The organism is Phocaeicola paurosaccharolyticus JCM 15092, from assembly GCF_000613805.1.
Classification (GTDB): Bacteria; Bacteroidota; Bacteroidia; order Bacteroidales; family Bacteroidaceae; genus Phocaeicola; species Phocaeicola paurosaccharolyticus.
Genome location: NZ_BAJR01000008.1, coordinates 32,790 through 53,341, shown reverse-complemented (window position 1 = coordinate 53,341; position 20,552 = coordinate 32,790). Strand labels below are relative to the sequence as shown.

At 37.0% G+C, this 20,552-nt stretch carries 10 protein-coding genes and 3 pseudogenes; 2 read left to right on the top strand and 11 right to left on the bottom strand.

The features are described from left to right. Nucleotides 1-7: 7 nt before the first annotated feature. The 10 genes and pseudogenes from JCM15092_RS05575 to JCM15092_RS05530 form a co-directional block, all read right to left on the bottom strand. A complete protein-coding gene (locus JCM15092_RS05575; protein WP_024993795.1) occupies nt 8-3,313 on the bottom strand; it encodes an MGH1-like glycoside hydrolase domain-containing protein in 3,306 nt (1,101 codons plus the stop codon). Continuing rightward, nucleotides 3,303-4,256 (bottom strand): glycoside hydrolase family 43 protein, encoded by a 954-nt coding sequence (locus JCM15092_RS05570; protein WP_024993794.1) that lies wholly within the window; start codon nt 4,254-4,256, stop codon nt 3,303-3,305. The genes JCM15092_RS05575 and JCM15092_RS05570 overlap by 11 nt, the downstream gene beginning before the upstream one ends. A gap of 47 nt (nt 4,257-4,303) precedes the next feature. Beyond that, the gene (locus JCM15092_RS05565) at nt 4,304-5,737 is read right to left on the bottom strand and encodes a sodium:solute symporter family protein (RefSeq protein ID WP_024993793.1); all 1,434 of its coding nucleotides are present in this window, start codon (nt 5,735-5,737) and stop codon (nt 4,304-4,306) included. Nucleotides 5,738-5,740: 3 nt separating this feature from the next. After that, nucleotides 5,741-5,908 carry a hypothetical protein gene (locus JCM15092_RS17190; protein ID WP_159101373.1) on the bottom strand — a complete coding sequence of 56 codons (168 nt, stop codon included), beginning with the start codon at nt 5,906-5,908 and terminating at the stop codon, nt 5,741-5,743. A gap of 157 nt (nt 5,909-6,065) precedes the next feature. Next, nucleotides 6,066-6,728, bottom strand: a complete 663-nt coding sequence (locus JCM15092_RS05555) for a DUF3826 domain-containing protein (RefSeq protein ID WP_024993792.1) — start codon at nt 6,726-6,728, stop codon at nt 6,066-6,068. A 29-nt stretch (nt 6,729-6,757) separates the two neighbouring features. After that, a pseudogene (locus JCM15092_RS15100) lies at nt 6,758-8,481 on the bottom strand (polysaccharide lyase). Nucleotides 8,482-8,653: 172 nt separating this feature from the next. Next, complete coding sequence (locus JCM15092_RS05545) at nt 8,654-10,873, bottom strand: RagB/SusD family nutrient uptake outer membrane protein (protein ID WP_024993791.1); 2,220 nt, start codon at nt 10,871-10,873, stop codon at nt 8,654-8,656. Nucleotides 10,874-10,880: 7 nt separating this feature from the next. Beyond that, a complete protein-coding gene (locus JCM15092_RS05540) occupies nt 10,881-14,237 on the bottom strand; it encodes a SusC/RagA family TonB-linked outer membrane protein (protein WP_024993790.1) in 3,357 nt (1,118 codons plus the stop codon). A gap of 22 nt (nt 14,238-14,259) precedes the next feature. Then, nucleotides 14,260-15,744, bottom strand: a complete 1,485-nt coding sequence (locus JCM15092_RS05535) for a DUF4992 family lipoprotein (protein ID WP_024993789.1) — start codon at nt 15,742-15,744, stop codon at nt 14,260-14,262. Between the two features lie 35 nt (nt 15,745-15,779). Continuing rightward, the gene (locus tag JCM15092_RS05530) at nt 15,780-16,628 is read right to left on the bottom strand and encodes a sugar phosphate isomerase/epimerase family protein (RefSeq protein ID WP_235782284.1); all 849 of its coding nucleotides are present in this window, start codon (nt 16,626-16,628) and stop codon (nt 15,780-15,782) included. Nucleotides 16,629-16,988: 360 nt separating this feature from the next. Between JCM15092_RS05530 and JCM15092_RS15095 the strand changes: the two are divergent. Both JCM15092_RS15095 and JCM15092_RS05520 read left to right on the top strand, forming a co-directional pair. Continuing rightward, nucleotides 16,989-17,935: pseudogene (locus JCM15092_RS15095) on the top strand (SPFH domain-containing protein). Between the two features lie 3 nt (nt 17,936-17,938). Continuing rightward, nucleotides 17,939-18,139, top strand: a complete 201-nt coding sequence (locus tag JCM15092_RS05520; protein WP_024993787.1) for a type II toxin-antitoxin system antitoxin — start codon at nt 17,939-17,941, stop codon at nt 18,137-18,139. A 90-nt stretch (nt 18,140-18,229) separates the two neighbouring features. Here JCM15092_RS05520 and JCM15092_RS15090 read toward each other — a convergent pair. Continuing rightward, nucleotides 18,230-20,442: pseudogene (locus JCM15092_RS15090) on the bottom strand (heavy metal translocating P-type ATPase). Between the last annotated feature and the right edge of the window lie 110 nt (nt 20,443-20,552).

Genomic DNA, 20,552 nt, shown 5'->3' with positions numbered 1-20,552 from the left:
CTCTTCATCATAATTCAAAAGTTATTGTAGATAGATTTTCTCTATTTGCAACTATCTTTCCGTCGACCAGAACCATAAATCCCTTTCCTATTCTATATTTATCACCATTCTTATCCCATACTATTGTGATATTCTTACCATGATAAAAAACATTATCCAGACAGAACCAATCCCACTTTCCTTGAGGAATTAAAGGATTTACAGTAACTTTATTGCCAAAAGCAGGACGCAAGCCAACCAAACCTGTAATCAAAAGGTCATTAAAGGTGGAATGATTATAATATCTAGATCTCTCCTGATCACCTTTCAACCAGTATCCTGTTGTCTCATCAAGATATTCACCTATATATGGACGTCCGCGATGATATTGCGATTCAACATACTTTTCCATCTGTGCAAAGTATACAGAATCATTAATTATCGGATTAGAATAGTTATTCATATAGTTTGCCAAAGCTGTCAATGTCTGTGAGGTGGCAAAAGGCCATATCGCTCCATCCCATTCACATTTTCCTACGCCATGTGTTCTAAATTCAGGATGACGTTGTTCAGCTGTTGTAAGTCCATAAGGAGCATCAAACCCTTTGACATCTGTTATCTGCATCCATGCCTGGTCATATCTCTTATTATCAGGGAGGTTAAAGTACCATGGTAAATAACCTATTGCCTCACGGACATTTGCACTAGAGTCACTCCTCATTGTCTCAAAGAATAGTTGCTTCTCATTCCACAATTTATCCTGTACCAAATGTTTCAGAGAATCAGCTTTCATGCCATATTTCATTGACATAGCCTCATCACCTGTTATCATACCTATCATTGATAATGCATTTGCATTACCATACATATAACTGTTTATTGTAGGTCGTGCATATTTCTTCTTTCTTCCTCCACTTATTGACTCCTCCATACCATCTTGCACATCACCTTGCCAATATAATCCGTTTGGAAGACGGTTACTCTGCTCCCATCTTGAGTATTCAGATTCAAGTTCAGGAGCTATATCAACTAAAGAGTTTTTGTTACCATCTACTTTATATCGCCCAAGTATGGCATCTGCATTCCACGAGCTGAATTTGTTCATTTTAGCCATATGCTTACCATCATTACCACGATACCAGGTATTGATTATTCCATCAAGATATTTAGAATTTCTCAGCCAACGGCTTTCATATATATGATGTCCTACAGCACAAGCTATAAGATTATATTTATCTGCATACGAACGGTTAACCAGAAACTCGGTCATTCCGTAACCAACAGGAGTATTCTTAATATGTTTGCGCAATGTCCACCAACGATAGTAGAACATCTCCTCAAAGTTCTTCTGAGGGCATTCGAACAGAGGAATATTCTCTTCCATCCATTCTGCTGCTTGAGAATTAGGGATAGCCTGAACAATATTTTCATCCTCCATATTGTTAAACTCGTCAACATAGTGCTTATAGTCGGAGAACTTGAGCAGTGCAGAATATGGAGAGTCTGCATCTATTGATTCACTCTTAAAATCAGCAATCTTGTATATTGCCAACAGCTCCTCGTCACCAGCTGAAGGGAGTATCCCGTTCCAATCGGCAGGAGTGTCAATGGTAGGATAATTGCGATGGATACCTGTAGCAAATGAGATGCGCTCAATCTTATCTACAGGAGCATCAAATATACGTTGACCAACTTTCTTATCATCTACATATACAACTATCATACGTTTATCAACAGATAGTTCTGCAACCACCTTATACTCCTTGTTTGGAGAATATTTCATAAGATTTCCAAAACGAGCACCTCCTTTAACACGGAACATACCATCAGAAGTTAGTTCCAATCTTGAGCATGCCACACCACTTCTATCGAGGAATTCAATACGTAGGTAACCATTACTGTTTTGGCAAGCCATTATAGAGAAGCTAACTTTTAAATTATCGCTGGCAGGAATTACCCTCTCTATTTTGGAATAGTCGTATAAATCCTTATCCTCAAGAACAAGCCATTTACCCTCCAGACTTACAGGAGCCCACTGAAGAGAGTATATATTCCAATCCCTCAATTGGCTTAAATATCTATATTTTGAAAAGTCGTCATTTGCTTGAGCTGTAGCCTTAGTTCTGGCAGGCACAGTAATATGTGAAACCCATATATCTTCCTTGTTCATGCTATATGAAACCCATATATCACCATCTTTAGGCTTTCCATTACCTTCCTGAATACCCCTTACATACTGAGGTCCAAAAGATTTATAGTTTCCACCATACCTCATTGGGCTTATCTCTCCATGTACCAAATTAAGTGTGGTATAGTTAAGTCCATCTTTACTTAATGATATCGCCAATGGCCATCTATATTCAGAAGGATTATATACTGTAGCATATGAGCCATCGCTTAATCGCTGTCCCCATATTTTTGCATTGCTATTAACAAAACCTTTAGCACGTTCAATAGGTTCCTCCCAGTTTTTTCCGCCATTACTACTTATAGAAGTAAGTGCATGTTTCCATAAAGAGACAAGTCTTCCGTCAGGAAGAGTATAGTCACAATATGCCTTATAAGGTTTATTTAATGGAATCAAAGGATCGTTCCTGTCAGCCTCCTCTACCCATTGCATTCTGTACCTCGGGTTAGCAAGTATCTCATCACAAGCTTTTACAAACTCTTTGTCTTTGCTCTTTTTATAATATGGGAAACTTGTATTCTTCTCGTTGAAACCATGATTATAATATATGAAGAATATATCTCCAAAAGATCCGTCCTTATTTATCCTTCGCACAACACGTCCGATACCATTTCCATCATTTGGATCATCTTTTGGATCTAATGCTACACCATAATTCCCCATTGCTATAAGGATATTACTTTTGGAGACATAGAAACCAACTCGTTGATGCATTATAGCATTAAGGTTATGTGCTTTGTCTTCTCTTCCAGGTTTTGAATATCCCTCTGGAACAAGATATATTGGGAAAAGAGTCTTTGGATTAGTCCATTTATAGCCATCTTCTGATGTCATAAGAAATGTCTGTGATGGTGGAATATGCTCATCACTTGGATCTGAAAGATAGTGCAGATAAAATTTACCATTCCAGTATGCCATCATAGGTTGATGATTGTAAGTCCATCCATTACCATTCAACTCAGATGGTTTCTCACGGTTGGCTCGCATAATCTGTATATTGTGTACCCCAATCAGAGGTGACAGTCCTCCATCATGTAAAGATGGATTAGATAGTTCAGTCCCTGTATAGTGTACTCTATCCTGTCCCTCCATTACACTGCATAGAGAGAGTGCAGCGAGAAGTAAAAGATATTTATTATTCTTCATTATCAGTATTATTATGTAGTCCGTTTTTTAGTTCTAACATTTGCTCTATCATACTTTTGGGAGCCTTGAATATGGTACCATGTTTATGACCAACAGGTACTCTGACCTTATTAGTGATATCTTCAAAATTAATAAAGTCTTTTGTAAAAGCAGCACCATATCGTTTTTCTCTGTACTCGTCATAATATATCACATATCCACTATCGACAAATGCCACAGCCGGTCCTTCAGTTAAAAAACGGGTAAACGATTTAGATGCTTCACTCCACGGGCCTTCAGGACTTTTAGCAAAAGCTACCTTTAAGTTTCTATTTGGACGAGTATTATCTTTTAAAACCATTACATAATCGTCTGCTTCACGTTTTAATATTGTTGCATCAATAACACTGAACTTTGGATCATATAATAGGTTTGTAGGAGTTACAGTATTGAAATCTTTAGTTTTGATGTAGTATAATCTATGGTTGTTCGTCTCCTCCTCTTCTCCCTTTTCAAACTTATAAGGGACACAAGATGCCCAAACGACCATTATACTATCCTTTACGTCATCATAGAATAGATCAGGAGCCCATACATTTACTGTTGTAGTGTCATGACTCATAACTGGAATGAATTTCTGATCAGACCACTCAATCAAGTCTTTACTAGATGAATAACCGAAACCCAAATCCCCCTTCCAACTAGAGGTCCATACAAGATGGAAGATACCGTCAGAAGTGCGGACAATAGATGGATCTCTCATTACCTTATGTTTACCAACTTCAGGTTTAAGCCATACACCAGGTATACTGTCCCAATTAATCCCATCCTGACTATATAGGAATCGCAATCCCTCAGTGGCTGGTTCATGAAATGATGTGAAAACATATATCTCTTTTTCTGTTTTGCATGATACTAAAACTACAATCAACAAAGCAGAAATAACCTTAAAAATCTTCTTCATAAACTATTGATAATTTATGAAAAGACGAGATACCTTGCTCTATGTACTCATTTCTTGCTGATATTTCCTATTAATTTAGAAGATAGAAATCCTACAAGGAAAATAAGTATAGTACCAAAAACGATAGCTAGATTTGCATGAACATATGAGCTTAGAACAATCCATATAACCAGGATTACTCCACAAGCAACACCAATCATAGCATCTATATTACGAACTTTCTTACTCATATAACCAATAAGAAAGAGTCCTAACATGCCTCCACTGAATATGCTACTCAATGCCCACCATGCGTCCAATGCACTATCAACCTGAAGAAAGGCTATAGCTACAAATATACCTAGCAGTCCAATCAACAAACTGCCTAACTTTAGTACCATAAGTTTCTCCTTATCTCCAGCTTTTTTCCTTATCATAGAGTAGAAATCGGTCATAAGAATTGTACTACTACTTGTTACACTGGTAGCAATGGTGCTCATGCCTGCCGCAAATATACTTGCTATAAGCAAACCAGTCAGTCCAACCGGCAATTTGTTAACAATGAAAAATGGAAATACATAGTCAGCTTTTGTACCCGGAGGCAATAGATCTGGATATACCTTAAAGTAAGCAAAAAGAGCAGTGCCTATAAGAAAGAAGACCGCACTTACAGGTATGAAAAGATATCCTCCAAAAAGTGCTGAGAACTTCGCTTCCTTTTCGTTCTTAGCTGTATGATATCTCTGAACATAGTTCTGGTCAATACCATAGTTCTGCAGGTTAGTAAATATACCATATATCAAACAGACCCAGAAAGTACTCTTATCCAGTTCTGCGCCAAAACTTCCAAGGCTGAATTTATTATATTTCATGCCTATCTCAAAAGTCTGTAAAGGGCCTTCAGGCATGCTGAATAGCAACACGACAAGGCATACCAATGCTCCTACTATAAGTATTATTCCCTGAATAGCCTCTGTCCATATTACAGCCTTAATGCCACCTACTATGCTATATATAACTATCATAATGCTTGTAACGACTATAACTGTAGGTATATCCCATCCGAAGAGCTGATTCATTGGCAGCGCAAGAAGATATAAGATACTACCCATACGAGCTACCTGCGTAAGCAGATAACAGGAAGATGCATACAATCTTGCCCATCTACCAAATCTCTTTTCCAAGAATGAGTAGGCAGAAATAGAAGATTGAGATCTATAGAATGGTACAAAATATTTGGCTGCAAAATATGAAGCAAAAGGTATACTAAGACTGAAAACAAATGCATTCCAATCGCCGGCAAAAGCTTTACCCGGATAGCCAAGATAACTTATACTGCTTACATAGGTTGCAAAAATACTCATACCAACAACCCATCCTGGGATGTTACTGCCTGCATTGGTAAACTCATCTGATGAGCTTTTTCTGTTGAAGAAAGAACAACCGAAAACAACGATACCTCCTGTAAAGAGTAGAAAGACTAAGATATCTATCAAATGCATAAGCTAAACATTATAAAGTGAAGAGTTGATAGACAAACTCATAAGTAACATATCTATCTTTTCGCACTCCGCAAAATTGATTTCATCAAATAAATAAGCTATTTTATTACTGAATACAGCTATATGGCCTATAGGATGAGTATAAGTGTTTTTCTCTAGTATAAATTTCATGAAACAAATATATATGTTTTACCATTCATTAAGAACACAAAATTACATTAAGTAACATTTTAATATTATTCTTATATGGATAAAACTATAAAATAATAAGAGCCTATCCGATAAAAATCAGACAGGCTCTTGCTAAATAATAAAACCCTAAATCAAATCAGATAGAACCACCACGAGCTTTTATTCGCTCATACCATGCTTCTCTCTCTTTCACTAAATCATAACCACGTTTAGATAGATAATTATTTATTCTACCTTTATACTTTCCAAAAACTTCATGCTTTTTATTTGATGATTCGGCATCGATAGCCAATTCACGAGCTTCTATCAGCCAAACTTTAATCTGAGCCTTCTCCTCATTCTTAAGAGAAGGTATCATATCAACAGTTGCTTTATATGTTACATCTACCACATTGTATGTCATTCCATCTTTAACATCATCTATCTGCTTTCCATCAAGATAAAGTGACAAATCGGCTGTAAAAGCAAAATGAGAACGATAAAGTTTTGAATCTTTCTCATCTTCAGCCGACTTAATTGCACTCTCTTTTGCCTGACCTGTAAGACTATTCTTAGCTTCTTTTACTTTATTGTCACGGGCAGTGTAGATATCATTAAGTTTAAAATAGCGATTAGCAATTATTGTTGTAACAGACTCTATAGAAGCTTTATCAGTTATATTCAGTTTATCAACAATCTTTTTCGAACGTTTCACTATAGATGAGACATATGCCGTATCGCGTTCCTCTTTATCAAGTTCCACAGCTTGTACGGCAAATGCCACAAACAACATAACTAATGATAATATTACTTTTCTCATATCAGATTAATTATTTATTGCCAAAAATATTACATCAACTTACCTTTTGAGGCAAGAGTATCATAATTGTTATTCAGATTTCTCCAATCAATCTTACTGCTAGTGCTGATACCATTAATATACTTCTCTATGTTAGTATATCCATCACCGTTGCAGTCTCCGTTTGCATCTGAAGCGTCTAGTGGATTCAACCATTAGCCTTTTCCCATGCATCAGGCATTCCATCAATATCGCTATCAATGTACTTTTCTCCTTTATATTCAGGATATCCTCCCATCTGGCGAACATCGGTTATGATACCAATCTTATAAGAGTCTTTGTCCATTCTACGATATTTGAAATAGCCATCTTTATCTTGAGACTTATCTGACAAACCGCTAACATCACCATATGCATCTTTAGGTAACTTCTTCACATAATATGGTACATTTGTCTTAACCTCATCAACAATACGTTCATCTACGATATCACGGCAAGGAATAGTAGCACCCACATTCTTAAGGACGTAACTATATGCCTCATCTGCTGACATTATATTAACAAAAGGCATAGTAAAAGGCTCATTTGATTTCATATAGCCCGTATGACCATCTGTATTGTTCTGTTCCTCAATCTGAATACCTCCATTCCAGTTATTTTTTGTTATCTCAGGGTATCCCTCCATAACATTACCTTCTGCAAAGACTCTACCATATACCTTATGGTCAAGTTTACTTCTTCCTGCTTCAGGTTTTAGAATTCTGTGTCCAACATTAGTTGTCTTTGGTGTTGCAGGTCCCGGCTTATAATAGTTGTTTATCATATTGAACATTGCTGTATAGTCACCACCATCTGATGAACGATGTACCCAGTTATATACTACATTGTTTACAAAATTGAATATACCATTCCATCCTATTGATGGGTTACGGCCAGAGTTACTAGCCCATAGATTGCGTACGAAAGCACAGTTCTCTCCACCAAGTGTACTACCAAATGCATGATTGTATGTATCAAGAGCCTTTGCTGATATAGTATTTTGTATTGTAACATTTACAGTAGGAAGTTTCTCATCTGTGCTTTTGTATTGACCTTCACTTGGGTCATACATGTGACGATAAAAAGATATATTCTCGTCAAGTCCCCATGTACATGAGCAGTGGTCAATCATAATGTTACCTACAGGATTACCTCCGAATGAATCATCACGATGATGTACTTTTGTCTCTCCTCTGCGGAAACGCATATGACGTACAATAACATCATGAGTATTTACCCAGAAAGATTCACCTGCAATACATACACCATCTCCGGGAGCAGTCTGTCCTGCTATTGTAATATATGGAGCACGTACTATTATCGGTTTGCTCAATTTTATAATACCTGAAACATTAAATACTATAATTCTTGCTCCTCCGGTCTCACAAGCTTCACGAAAAGATCCAGGACCATTGTCATTCAAGTTAGTCACAGTAATAACTTTACCGCCACGTCCTCCGGCTGTAAACATACCACCACCCTCTGCTCCAGGGAATGCAGGAATCTTTGCCTGTACAAGATCGTAAGGACGACTTGCCCATGGCACATATGGACGACCTTGAGTTGCCTCTTTCATTACTATTGGCAAAGCTTTTGCCCATGCTGAATCAGAGCTGCTGTTCAACTCCTTTTTCATCTCATCAAATTTCTGCTTAGCCTCATCTGTTATCACAGGATATTGTGCTTTTGCAATATTAGTTGCAAAAATGATGCAATACACATTGCAAATATCAATCTCTTTTTCCTCATATCATATTCTTATTTTTGCGTTGTAATTCTTTATATATTATATAGACGCTCATAATTCATATTTGTAATCATGCTTTTCGCCTTTTATAAATATAAAAATAAAAAAGAGTCTGGTAAGTACAAAAGTTCTTACCAGACTCAATTTATAAATATTTATTTTATTCTGCTAAAGGGTCAAATGTACCATTCGTTCCACCCTTGTTATAGTCTTGCCATCCAATGTTCTGTTCCAACGCTGTATTAACAGTCTGTGCCTTCTGACCAAGGCCAAGGAAATAGTAGTATGGCTCGAAATTCATATAAAGAGGGATATGATTAGAATCATAAGAATCTCCCTTCTTAGTATTTCTTTCAAGATAAGTAGAATACCAAGTCTTCAAAGCCTCAAGCCAAGGGCCTACCTTATTTGGAGCCTGGCTGAAGTTAATTGCAGTTGGTCTTGCTATGCCACTCAATGGATCAGGATTTGTTCCACCTATTGTCCATTCTTTACCTCCAAGACCTCCTTTATAATCACTCTTTACGCGGAATTCAATTATCTCACGGCGTTTTCCGTTTAGTGGTGTGAAACCTAGATAAGTACATGTGTTTCCACCCCAACCTGTAAGTGTCCATGATGTTGGTGCTCCTTCAACATGACCAGCTCCACCATCAAATAACATCCAACGACGAAGATCATCAAAACGTTTTCCCTCATAAGCAAACTCTATCTGACGTTCATAAAGGATAGCTGACATACAAGCTGCCTCACTAGAAGTTAGATTAGCCTGAAGACCGTAGTTGTTGTCTGCAGTATAACCAACACGTGAACGGATACGTTTTAGTTGATCTACAGCAACACTTAAGTTGCCAGAGTTACATGCAGCCTCAGCTAAATTTAGAATAACTTCAGCATATCTTATTTCAATATATGGAGCAGCAGAACGTTTGAATCCACGGCTTGAAGCCTCAAATTCATATAGTGGAGAGCCATTTATATCCTTATCATCAGAACGCTTACGTACATACATACCCTTTGCATTAGCAAGAAGATTATCTGATCCATACTGCTTAGTGCTCTCTATGTTGTTACGGTCTTCAGCACTTGTATACCATACATAATTCCAAAGTTCATAAGTACTTCCATCATATGGGTTATTGTTTCCTGTATTACGTGGGTCACCATTAAATGTCCATCTAACTCCAGGGAAAGCAAAAGTACGGTAGAAACGCTGATCGCGGTTCATAAATGGATAATTAGGATCATATCCCTCTTCAGAAGCCTCTAGCAGAGAGTATGTATTACATGTAGCAGGACGTTTTCCATCTGCCATAGGGAACATATCAATAATCATAGAAGAAGGAGTTTTTCCACCACCTCCATTAGCATTACTTGGACGTATTCCATTTTCCCATGTATTGTTACGGCTATAATCAGGTGCACCTCCATCAGCAATTGTGTTATACTTAGTAAAGAATATAGCTTCAGGATTGTTATCACAAGTTACGAAAATATTAGCCCAATTCTTTGCATAGTTGCCTCCATTGCCTTCAGCTACTAGTGCATTTCCACATGACTCAATTACAGGAATAGATTTAGATATTACATCATATGCTGTCTCCCATCTTGTCTTATCATTAGCACGGTTAAAGAGAGGACTAGCCCACAATATAAGTACTCTACCCTTCAATGCTAAAGCTGTACCGGATGTAACACGTCCGTAATTCTCAGAGTTCCATCCACCATTAGTTGTGAATGGTGCAAGCATCTCGGCTGCTTTATCAAGGTCTGAACAGATAAAATCAATACAAGCTTTAGTTGATGAACGAGGTACAACTGAAGTCTCAACAGGGTCTTGTACTTCTGTAATGATTGGAACACCACCATACCATTTAACCATCAGATAGTAGCACCATGCACGGAAGAAATAAGCTTGACCTAATAATTCATTTTTCTCTTTATCACTAAGTGTGCTTCCTTCTATTCCCGCAATAGCATCATTGATATTACGGATACGTCCCCATGTCATATACTGAATATTTCCATTATCAGTTCCGTTAAAATAGTCTGGAACTTCTTGAAGACCACCGGAAAGTGACTTCATAGGTTTTTCAGGGTCAACAAAAGGACTGAATCCAGCATATTCTTCCGTTGCTTTTGAATGGTCATCAGACAAACCGGAACTTCCATATTTCCAGTTTGGTGTATCATTTGCACTTGGCAATGACCAATAAATAATGTCATCCAAACGTCCTTTAGCACCACTGTAATAGTTGTATGCTTCAGAGTTTGTCATATCATAGTTCTTTAACTCCTGCAGAAAGGAGTCACTGCATGATGAGAAAGCAAATGTTGTCATCAAAGCAATGCCTAAAACTGCTATATTTTTTCTTTTCATATTGTCTTTAGAATGTTAGATTAACACCAATAGTAAACTTTCTCAAAGTTGGATAACTTCCATAACTCATCATTGGGTCCATGAAGTTTTCAGGATAAGGATTGTACAAACTCAATAAATTCTGACCTGTAACATTTAATCTACAGCTCTCAATTCCAGCTAGTTTAGTGAATCTTGATGGAATAGTGTAAGCTAGAGTAAGATTATTAAGTCTAACCTGTGTTCCGCTTATTCTCCAAAAAGTAGATGCCACACTATTTACAGTTGCATACTGTAAGTTAGGATATTTAGCATCACGATTTTCAACAACAACCAAGTTACCTGCATTATCGTATACATTCTGGTAAGAATACATATTATCAGGGTTCCAGAAAGATGGCATATTTGTCATCTCTATTGATGAACCTGTCTTCAAAACAGATGTAGGTAAAACGCTGTAACCTCCCCAACTAGCTGATAGTTGAGCTGAGATAGAGATGCCTTTCCATTCTGCACCTAGATTTGTTGTAAATCCATAAGGATTTGAACGATTTGAAAGTCTTACTTGATCATCTTCATCACTAACGATACCATCAGGACCTAAATATGTACCGTCAGGTTGTTGTTTACCACGTACATCTTTGTAGATCAACATACCTGGTCTAACCTGATCTTTTGTTTTGCCCATATATGATGTGATGTTATATTTAGCAAAATACTCCTCTATATCCTGGAAAGAACGGAACATTCCTAAACACTGCATACCCCATGTTCCAACATCTGTACGACCATCTTTCTGAATCTGGCGATAGATATAGTCTGTCTCCCAGTCCATAAGCAATACTTTATTGTCTGTATATCCCGTATTAACTCCAATTTTATATTTAAAGTCCTTACCGATACGATCTCTCCATGTAGCAGACAATTCAACTCCATAGCTATCCATCTTTCCATAGTTAACCTTTGCAGACTGAGTACCAACTGTACCAGGGATTGATGCTGAATAGTTCAACAACATCTCTCTGTTCCATTCATAATATCCGTCAATATTGAAAGATAGACGATTATTAAGTACATTAAAATCAACTCCGATATTTGCTTTATAAGACTTATCCCAATGTGCATCACGGTTTACAGCAGAGTTTTTCTTATTAAGAGTAATATGACTACCTGCATTATTTCCAGTTCCAACGCCAATAACAGGACCTTTATCTTTATCTGTAGCATATGTCTGCATCCACTGCCATGCTACAGTATTATCACGACCTGTTAGACCGAAAGATCCACGTAATTTTAGATAATCAATCCATTTTACATTCTTGAAAAAGTCCTCTTGTGAAACAATCCATCCAGCAGAGAGTGATGGGAAATAACCCCAATAGTTTTCAGGTGCAAATTTTGTTGATGCATCAGTACGGAACAAGAATTCCAAAAGATATTTGTCAGCGTATACATAGTTCAAACGACCGATATATGACAATGAGCCTGACTCAGCACGAGTAAATGTTGTAGACATTTCACTGCCTGAGCCTACAGAGTTTGACTGACCTGTTGTAAACTCATATGGATTTGTTACATATCCATAGAGGTATTCATTCTCTGTTTCAGATCTTTCAATTGAGAACAAACCAGAAATAGAGTGTTTACCAAATTGGCGGCTATATGAAGCTGTTAAGTTTATCTGATAGCTATCTGTACGATTCATATTACGTGATAGATAACCTGTTCCACTACCACCATTTAGAACTGCTGATCCATTATTTCCAAGTAAGAAATTGCTCTCTGACATCAACTCGTTGTAAGCTTCATCATATCCGTAAATAGGAGTATAAAGATGCTGTCCACTACCTGAACGAATTGCCATCTTATAAATATTGTATGAAGAACCGTATTGGTTACCCTTATCAGTACTTATACTTTTAGAATAAGAGAGACGTAAATTAAGTCCTTTCAATATATTACTCCATCCGAAATCATATTCCAAACTACCGTTGATATTCAAATTTGAGGTCATAGATTTGCTATAATCCCCTGAGTTTTGCAAAGTATAGAAAGAGTAGTTCTGATCTTGGTCCTTCTCAAGGTTGCTAGGGCCATAAGATGCTAGAGCATAGCCATTAACCTCTTCAGGGATATAATATGGATGAGTGAGTAGAAGGTTGTAATCCTTTTCATCATTAGTACCACCTACTTTTACATTTGGCTTATTCTTCTTAGAATAGTCGCCTGAGATCTGTAAGTTTGCTTTCAGCCATTTGCTGACCTTAACATCTACACCAGCACGGTAATTCCAACGGTCATAATCAAGTTTTCCTAAATTACCAGACTGATCAAAATATGATATACCAGCAAAATAGTTAGCTTTTTCGGTTGCTCCACTAACATTTAAGCTATGTTTTTGTGTCAATCCGGTTTCCCAATACTTATCCAATAAATCATAATTCAATCCTTTCATAGCTTCAAGCTCATCTGCTTGGAAAAGATCGTATAGATGATCAAGTGTAGTACTTTTAGGATCTGCTGCAGCTATAGAGTTATATAGTCTTCCATATTGATATGCACTCAGCATCTTTGGGCGGGAAACCTCATCGGTAAATCCGAATGATCCGCTATAGCCAATTTTAGGAGCGCCCATCTTACCTTTTTTGGTAGTCACTAAAATAACACCATTAGCAGCACGAGCACCATAAACAGCAGCAGCTGCATCTTTTAATACAGAGATACTTTCGATAACTGAAGGATCTAGATTATTGAAAGCTGTAGAACCAAGATTTTCTGTGTTGTTTCCAACCTTAACCTCATTAGGATATATAAAACCATCTATAACGAAAAGTGGTTCTTGAGCATTACCACCAACAGAAGATAAAGCATCACTGTTACGTATATAAATACGAGCATTTTCTCCTGGTCTGGATTCACCCCCACTTACGCTAAGACCATTAACCAAACCACTAAGTGTGCTTGAAAGGTTACCTGAAGTCAAGTCTTGAATTTCATTTACCGGAACTGTAGATATGGCACCTGTAAGATGTGCTTTTTTCTGTGTACCATAACCTACAACAACAACCTCTTCCAATTGTTGTGAATCCTCTTTAAGAACAACTTTAGGATCTGTAAACTTACTTAGCTTCTGAGTAATATATCCTATGAATGATACTTCCAACTGTTTACCTTCCGGAACGTTTATTGTGAAGTTTCCATTAAAATCAGAAATGGTACCGGTTGATGTACCTACTATTTTTACTGATGCACCTATTATCGGTTCTCCCGACTGGTCCACAATAATACCTTTATATGTTTGAACTTTCTGAGCTGATAGTGGCATTACCATTAATAAGGTCAGAAATAGCCCAACAACAAATCTAATTAGTCTATTATGTTTCATTTTTTCTTAATTTTCTCTGTTATTATTCGTACCAACGAGGATCACCAGCTGCCCAACTTACAGCATTTGCACCTTGAGGTTTAAAGTTGATTCCACCATTAACCTGTGATAGATCGAGTACCTTATCAATAGGACCAACAAACTGAGGATCCTCAGTTGTACAATATTTAGCATCTGTAGCATCTACAGTATTCAAAATTCCAAATATTGTATTCTTGTCCCAGCTCTTTACCCAATTGCCCTGGAAGAGTTTCTGCAACCTCCATGTATCGTAGAATATACATCCCTTTACATCTGAATAGAACAGATTTGAGTTCTTCACATTATTACCCATCTCCTTAGCACTCATTACCTTTGAAATTGTACTATTAGTAAATATGAATTGAGAGGTTGAACCTGTACCAAATACCTGATTAGGATTAACCTGAGTACTGAATCTGATAAAACGGTTTTTGCTATCATTGCTAAGATTGTATATAGTACTATTCTTAACCATCAAGTTACATATAATAGATGTTGTAGTAGGTTTAGTCCAATCTACATTCTCCATACATATAAAGCTATTGTTGCTTACAGCTCCATCAAAATTCATCTGTACTATACAATCAACTATTCTGAAGTCTTTTACACACCATCCAACTTTATTGTTATGTATGATAGGACGATTATTGAGGCCCTTAATATTACACTCCTGAATGATAATAGGATTATCTATTATATAAGCTTTCTTATCAGCACCCAAAGCTGTATATCCCTTACTTTCTGAACTAGTTGAAGGATCAGGAGTTTTTCCTAAACCTATAAAACCACTTTCATCAGTTAAAGAAGAACAGTCAAAGTTGATGAATTTTATTTTCAAACCATTTTGAGTCATTAAACCTCCTTGTGAACCTACAGTTACAGTAGGACGGTTTTTCTTATTTGATCCACGTAGTGTAATGTAGTTGTTACGAAAATCAACAAGACTATTCATAGTATATTGTTTTCCTCCCTCAAGTTCGAAAGCCTGTTCTACATTACTATCTGTTAGATTTGCATTGATAAATGCTGCTATATCTTGTCCTTCCGGAATAGTTACAGCACTAATCATTGTACTATAAGGAAAAGTTGTAGATTCTAGAGCATCTTTATTATTGAGCTTCTGATTAGCGATAGTCTTAATAGAAAACTCATACTTTGTATCTTCAAGTCTTTGAAAGAGTATAGAACATCCATCAACTAAACTATCTTTTATCAATACAACAGGAGAACTTGGGTCATCTACTATATTTACATTTACCAAATAACCAACTGCCCCACTGACTAGTGGCCAGTTCACTACTACGCTCTCCGAACCATCAGTATTCGCCATAACAGAAAAATTTTCATTTCCCAACTTAGGCGATTCAAGTTGAGTGTTTGTGACATCGATCGTAAATCTCTCGCTGTCATCGACACCATAAGCACATGATGCGAACCATATAGTTCCGATCAGGTACCACAAGTTTCTAATTTGTTTTAAATTCATAGATTATAATTATTATATTAACAAAATTTCTTTACTTATTTTTGAAATATATTTTTCAGATATTGAATATTTGTACCGAAGTTTTTCTTAACGCTTCGTATATCATTTACATCACGAGAACGTTCAACAACCAGCCAGCCACTCCACCCTATTTTATCAAGCGTCTTCTTTATTTTATTAATATCAAAGCGCTTATTATATGGAAGTGTTACTCCATCTGTATCACTAAAGTGAATCTGACATATCCTTTTCTTTCCTAGTAACTTTATCTCTTTACATACATCTCGTTTATTATCCAATGCATTTTGAAGAGAGTAATAAATCTTTATTCCTTCCGAATCAATTTCTTTAAGTAACTTCAGTTCAGACTTTGCATCAAGATGAGTACGAATGCCTATTACCATATTCTCTTTAGCAGCCATATCTCCTGCACAACGTAGACGTTCAATCAACTCTGTACGTGCTTGTCCTGGCTTAGTCCAATCTTCTTTAATACCTCCCAATGGTAAGAAAGCGACCTTTACCCCAACACATTTCATTGTAGCAATACAATCATTAATCAATACCTTATAATTATTATGAGTAAGAAATGATTGTCCATAAAAACCTGACATTGCTACTGATGCTATTTCTACATTGTATTTCCTTGCAGTTTCTGGAAACAGAATCTGAAAATAAGGTTGATGAAACTTATTATCAAATGTATCACGAGTGCCTAGACCGCCAATGTCCATTTCAATTCCGTCACCTCCCAACTCTTTCATCAGTTGGAAAGCACCTATTTTCTGTCTTTTAAGCATCATCCAGTCGCAAGCTGCGATTTTATAGCGCTGTCCCGACAGGTTCTGCGCTTCTACCGGCAACATCAGCAACATCAGCAACATCAATAATAAAAATTGAACAACTCTATTTTGCATACTTATTCTATCTTTTTTACAAGACGAGTTTGATTAATTTTTGTAATCACCTTCTCATTATTAATAAATAATTAAGTCGAAATTTTAACTATCGCCTATGGAGAAAACAAACTTCACTCTACTATTATTCATTAAAAAATGGTTTTTTCATGATTTATAATGAATATGGAGATTATGTTTAGCAATGAATAATTAAGTTGAAAGCAAAAATTGCCTCGACAACATAAACAAAAAAATAAAAAATATTTCTCTAAATATTAGGATATTAATAAAACAAACCTATATATTTGTGATATCATTTTAATATCACTTTAATACAACAAACAAATGGAAAACAAAGAATTAAATTTTAACGGGACAACATTGAATGGTTTCATGGTCCTATTTCTTAATTTAATAGTGGTGCCTGCATTGATTGCACTTGATATTATCTTTTGGGGAGATAATAAAGGATTATCTATACCTATTGCAGCTGCACTTTTTATTGTTTTTATCGTACTTATGCCTGGTTACTTCTCTCAAGAGCCAAATGAAGCACGTGCAATGGTCTTCTTCGGTAAATATAAAGGAACCTGCAAAGAGACCGGATTTTTTTGGGTGAACCCTTTCATGGACAAGAAAAAACTCTCTTTAAGAGCAAGAAATTTAGATATAGAACCAATCAAAGTAAATGACAAGATAGGAAATCCTGTTATGATAGGTTTGGTGCTTGTTTGGAAACTTAAAGACACATACCGTGCAATGTTCGAGATAGATGCGCAGACTATGGCAGATAAGGGAAACGGACAAATAGGAGTTACTGTAGCAGGACGTATGAAGGCTTTCGAAGAGTTTGTTGCTGTACAGAGCGATGCTGCCTTAAGACAAGTGCTGGTGAATATGCATACGATGAGAGTGAACATGGAAGCGATGAACTTACATTAAGAGGAGGTGGTGAAGAGATTAATGACCAACTTGAGAAGAGACTTAATGAAAGACTTGACATGGCAGGCATGGAAGTCGTAGAGGCTAGAATAAACTATCTTGCTTATGCTCCTGAAATTGCAGCCGTTATGTTGAGAAGACAACAGGCAACAGCTATCATCTCTGCACGTGAAAAGATTGTTGAAGGTGCAGTAAGCATGGTCAAATTGGCACTCAATAAACTTGCCGATGAAGAAATCGTTGATCTTGATGAAGAGAAAAAAGCAGCAATGGTGAGCAACTTGCTTGTAGTACTCTGTGCAGATGAGCCTGCTCAACCAGTAATTAACTCTGGTACATTAAATCATTAATTTGTGGCAAAGAAAGATATAAATAAAAGTTTTGTCCTAAGAATAGATGCCGAAACGATGGATGCCATCGAAAAATGGGCAGCGGACGAATTCCGTTCTACTAATGGTCAGTTGCAATGGATTATAGCAGAAGCTTTGAAAAGAAGTGGAAGGATGAATAATAAAAAGATTACAACGAAACCTAACAATGAAGAGAATAAATGAAAAGAGAAGGCATTGCCTTCTCTTTTCTATTTTATAGCAGCACTCTGCTTTTGATTATTATCATTCAATCTTGTAATTCTAGATTAAGATTTATATCTGTCTCCAATTTAGGCTGAGACTATTGAGAACAACAGACACAGAAGAACATGCCATCGCAGCACTGGCAATCATTGGACTAAGCAATATGCCATACGATGGGAACAGTATTCCGGCAGCAATAGGTATTCCTATAACATTATAAATAAATGCCCAGAAGAGATTCTGACGTATCAATCCTACCGTCTTTTCGGATAAAGAAAATGCGCGGGGAAGGAGCATAAGATCGGATGTGATAAGAGTTATCATTGCCACGTCCATAGCAATATCTGTTCCCTTACCCATGGCAATACTTACATCAGCTCTTGCCAATGCTTGCGAGTCATTTATACCATCCCCTACCATTGCAACAACCTTACCCTGAGCCTGAAGTTCCTTTATTACATTCTCCTTATCTGTAGGTAAAGCTTCAGAGATAAATCGGTTTACTCCAATAACTCCAGCTACCGCCTGAGCTGTACGATGACCATCACCTGTAAGAAGAATAACCTGTTTCCTGTGTGCACGTAGAATCTTTACCGCGTCAATAGAAGTAGGTTTTATCTTGTCACTTATTGAGAGGACTGTAAGTATCTTGTCTTCCAGACCGAAGTACACAAGACTCTCTCCATGATTCTGGAATTCAGCTATTTTATTTTTAAGTTCCTCTGATAATTCAACACAATGTAGTTCGAACATACGGTTGCTTCCTGCCCAATATCTCTTGCCATCTTTTGTAACTGTGATACCAAGTCCTGTTATACTCTCAAAAGAATCTATAGTTTCAGGTTTCACGCCCTCTTTTTCAAATGCCTCTACAATGGCCTGTGCCAGAGGGTGCTGAGATTTCAATTCTGCAGCATACAATATACCCTTATGTTGATCTTCCCATCCTGACTGATGCAGCCAACCTGTCACCTCAGGACGGCCCTCTGTTACAGTTCCTGTCTTGTCGAGAACAACCACATCAACCTTTCTCATCAGTTCAAGAGCAACAGCATCCTTTACAAGCATGTGTATCTCTGCTCCCTTACCTATGCCAACCATCATAGCTGTAGGAGTAGCAAGTCCAAGAGCACACGGACATGCTATGACTAGAACTGAGACAGCGACAGCATAGCATAAGATATATTTTCTGTGCCACCAACTACAATCCATATAACGAAAGTCAATATAGCAATCAAAAGGACTACCGGGACAAATACAGCTGTTATCTTGTCCACTATCCTCTGAACAGGGGCCTTTGAGCCTTGCGCCTCTCTCACCATATCAATAATATGAGCAAGCATGGTCTCCCTTCCTACCTTATTGGCTCTCATTACTATGGAACCGGTGGTATTAATTGTTCCGGCAAACACTTTATCGCCAACCTTCTTCTCAGCAGGAATAGGCTCACCGCTAATCATACTCTCATCAATATATGTCTCACCATTATCTATAACTCCATCCACTGGAATCTTCTCTCCTGGTCGTACACTTATCATATCTCCTACTGAAAGGTCACTTATCAGCATCTCTCTTACCTCTCCGTCGACAACAACATGCGCCATCTTTGGCTGAAGTCCCATAAGTTTACGTATAGAATTTGAGGTCTTACCTTTAGCTCTCTCCTCCATAAGTTTACCTATAAGCACAAAAGCTATGATAACAGTTACAGCCTCGTAATATACATGAGGTACAAGTCCTCTCTCCAGCCAAAAAGAAGGTACAAGCGTGTTGAACAAGCTGAACATGAAAGCAATAAAGGTACTTAATGCAACAAGAGTATCCATATTACTAGTGAAGTGGCGTGCCTGTTTGTAAGCATTAACATAAAAGTCACTTCCCGAATAGAATAGCACTGGAAGAGTAAATAACAACATCCACCAATTTATTCCCTCTTCAAGCATGAAGAACATGCCCATGATTGCAACAGGTATTGCAAAAACCCATGCTACTATGGTCTTCTTAAGCAATCTTGAATAGTATTTTTGCTGAGCTTTTTCCTGCTCCTCCAGAGGGTCATCCTCTTCTATTATCATATCATATCCTATACTCTGAACCTTCTTCATCATCTGCTCAGGAGTTATAATTTCTGGATTGAATGATATATTTAGTAATGATGAAGCCAAGTTTACTGATACGGTCTCCACACCGTCCATTTTCCTCAATGCCCTTTCAATATTATTGGCGCAAGATGCACAATGCATCCCTGTTAATGGGAAAATCTTGTTTAAAAGTTTATTCATAATTTATTTTTATTAAAATCGTTTACAATAATAACTAACTAGCACCTAATTTGTTCATATTACTATAACAAATGTGAGGTGATATTTTGTCACTTTTTAGTCAGTTTTTA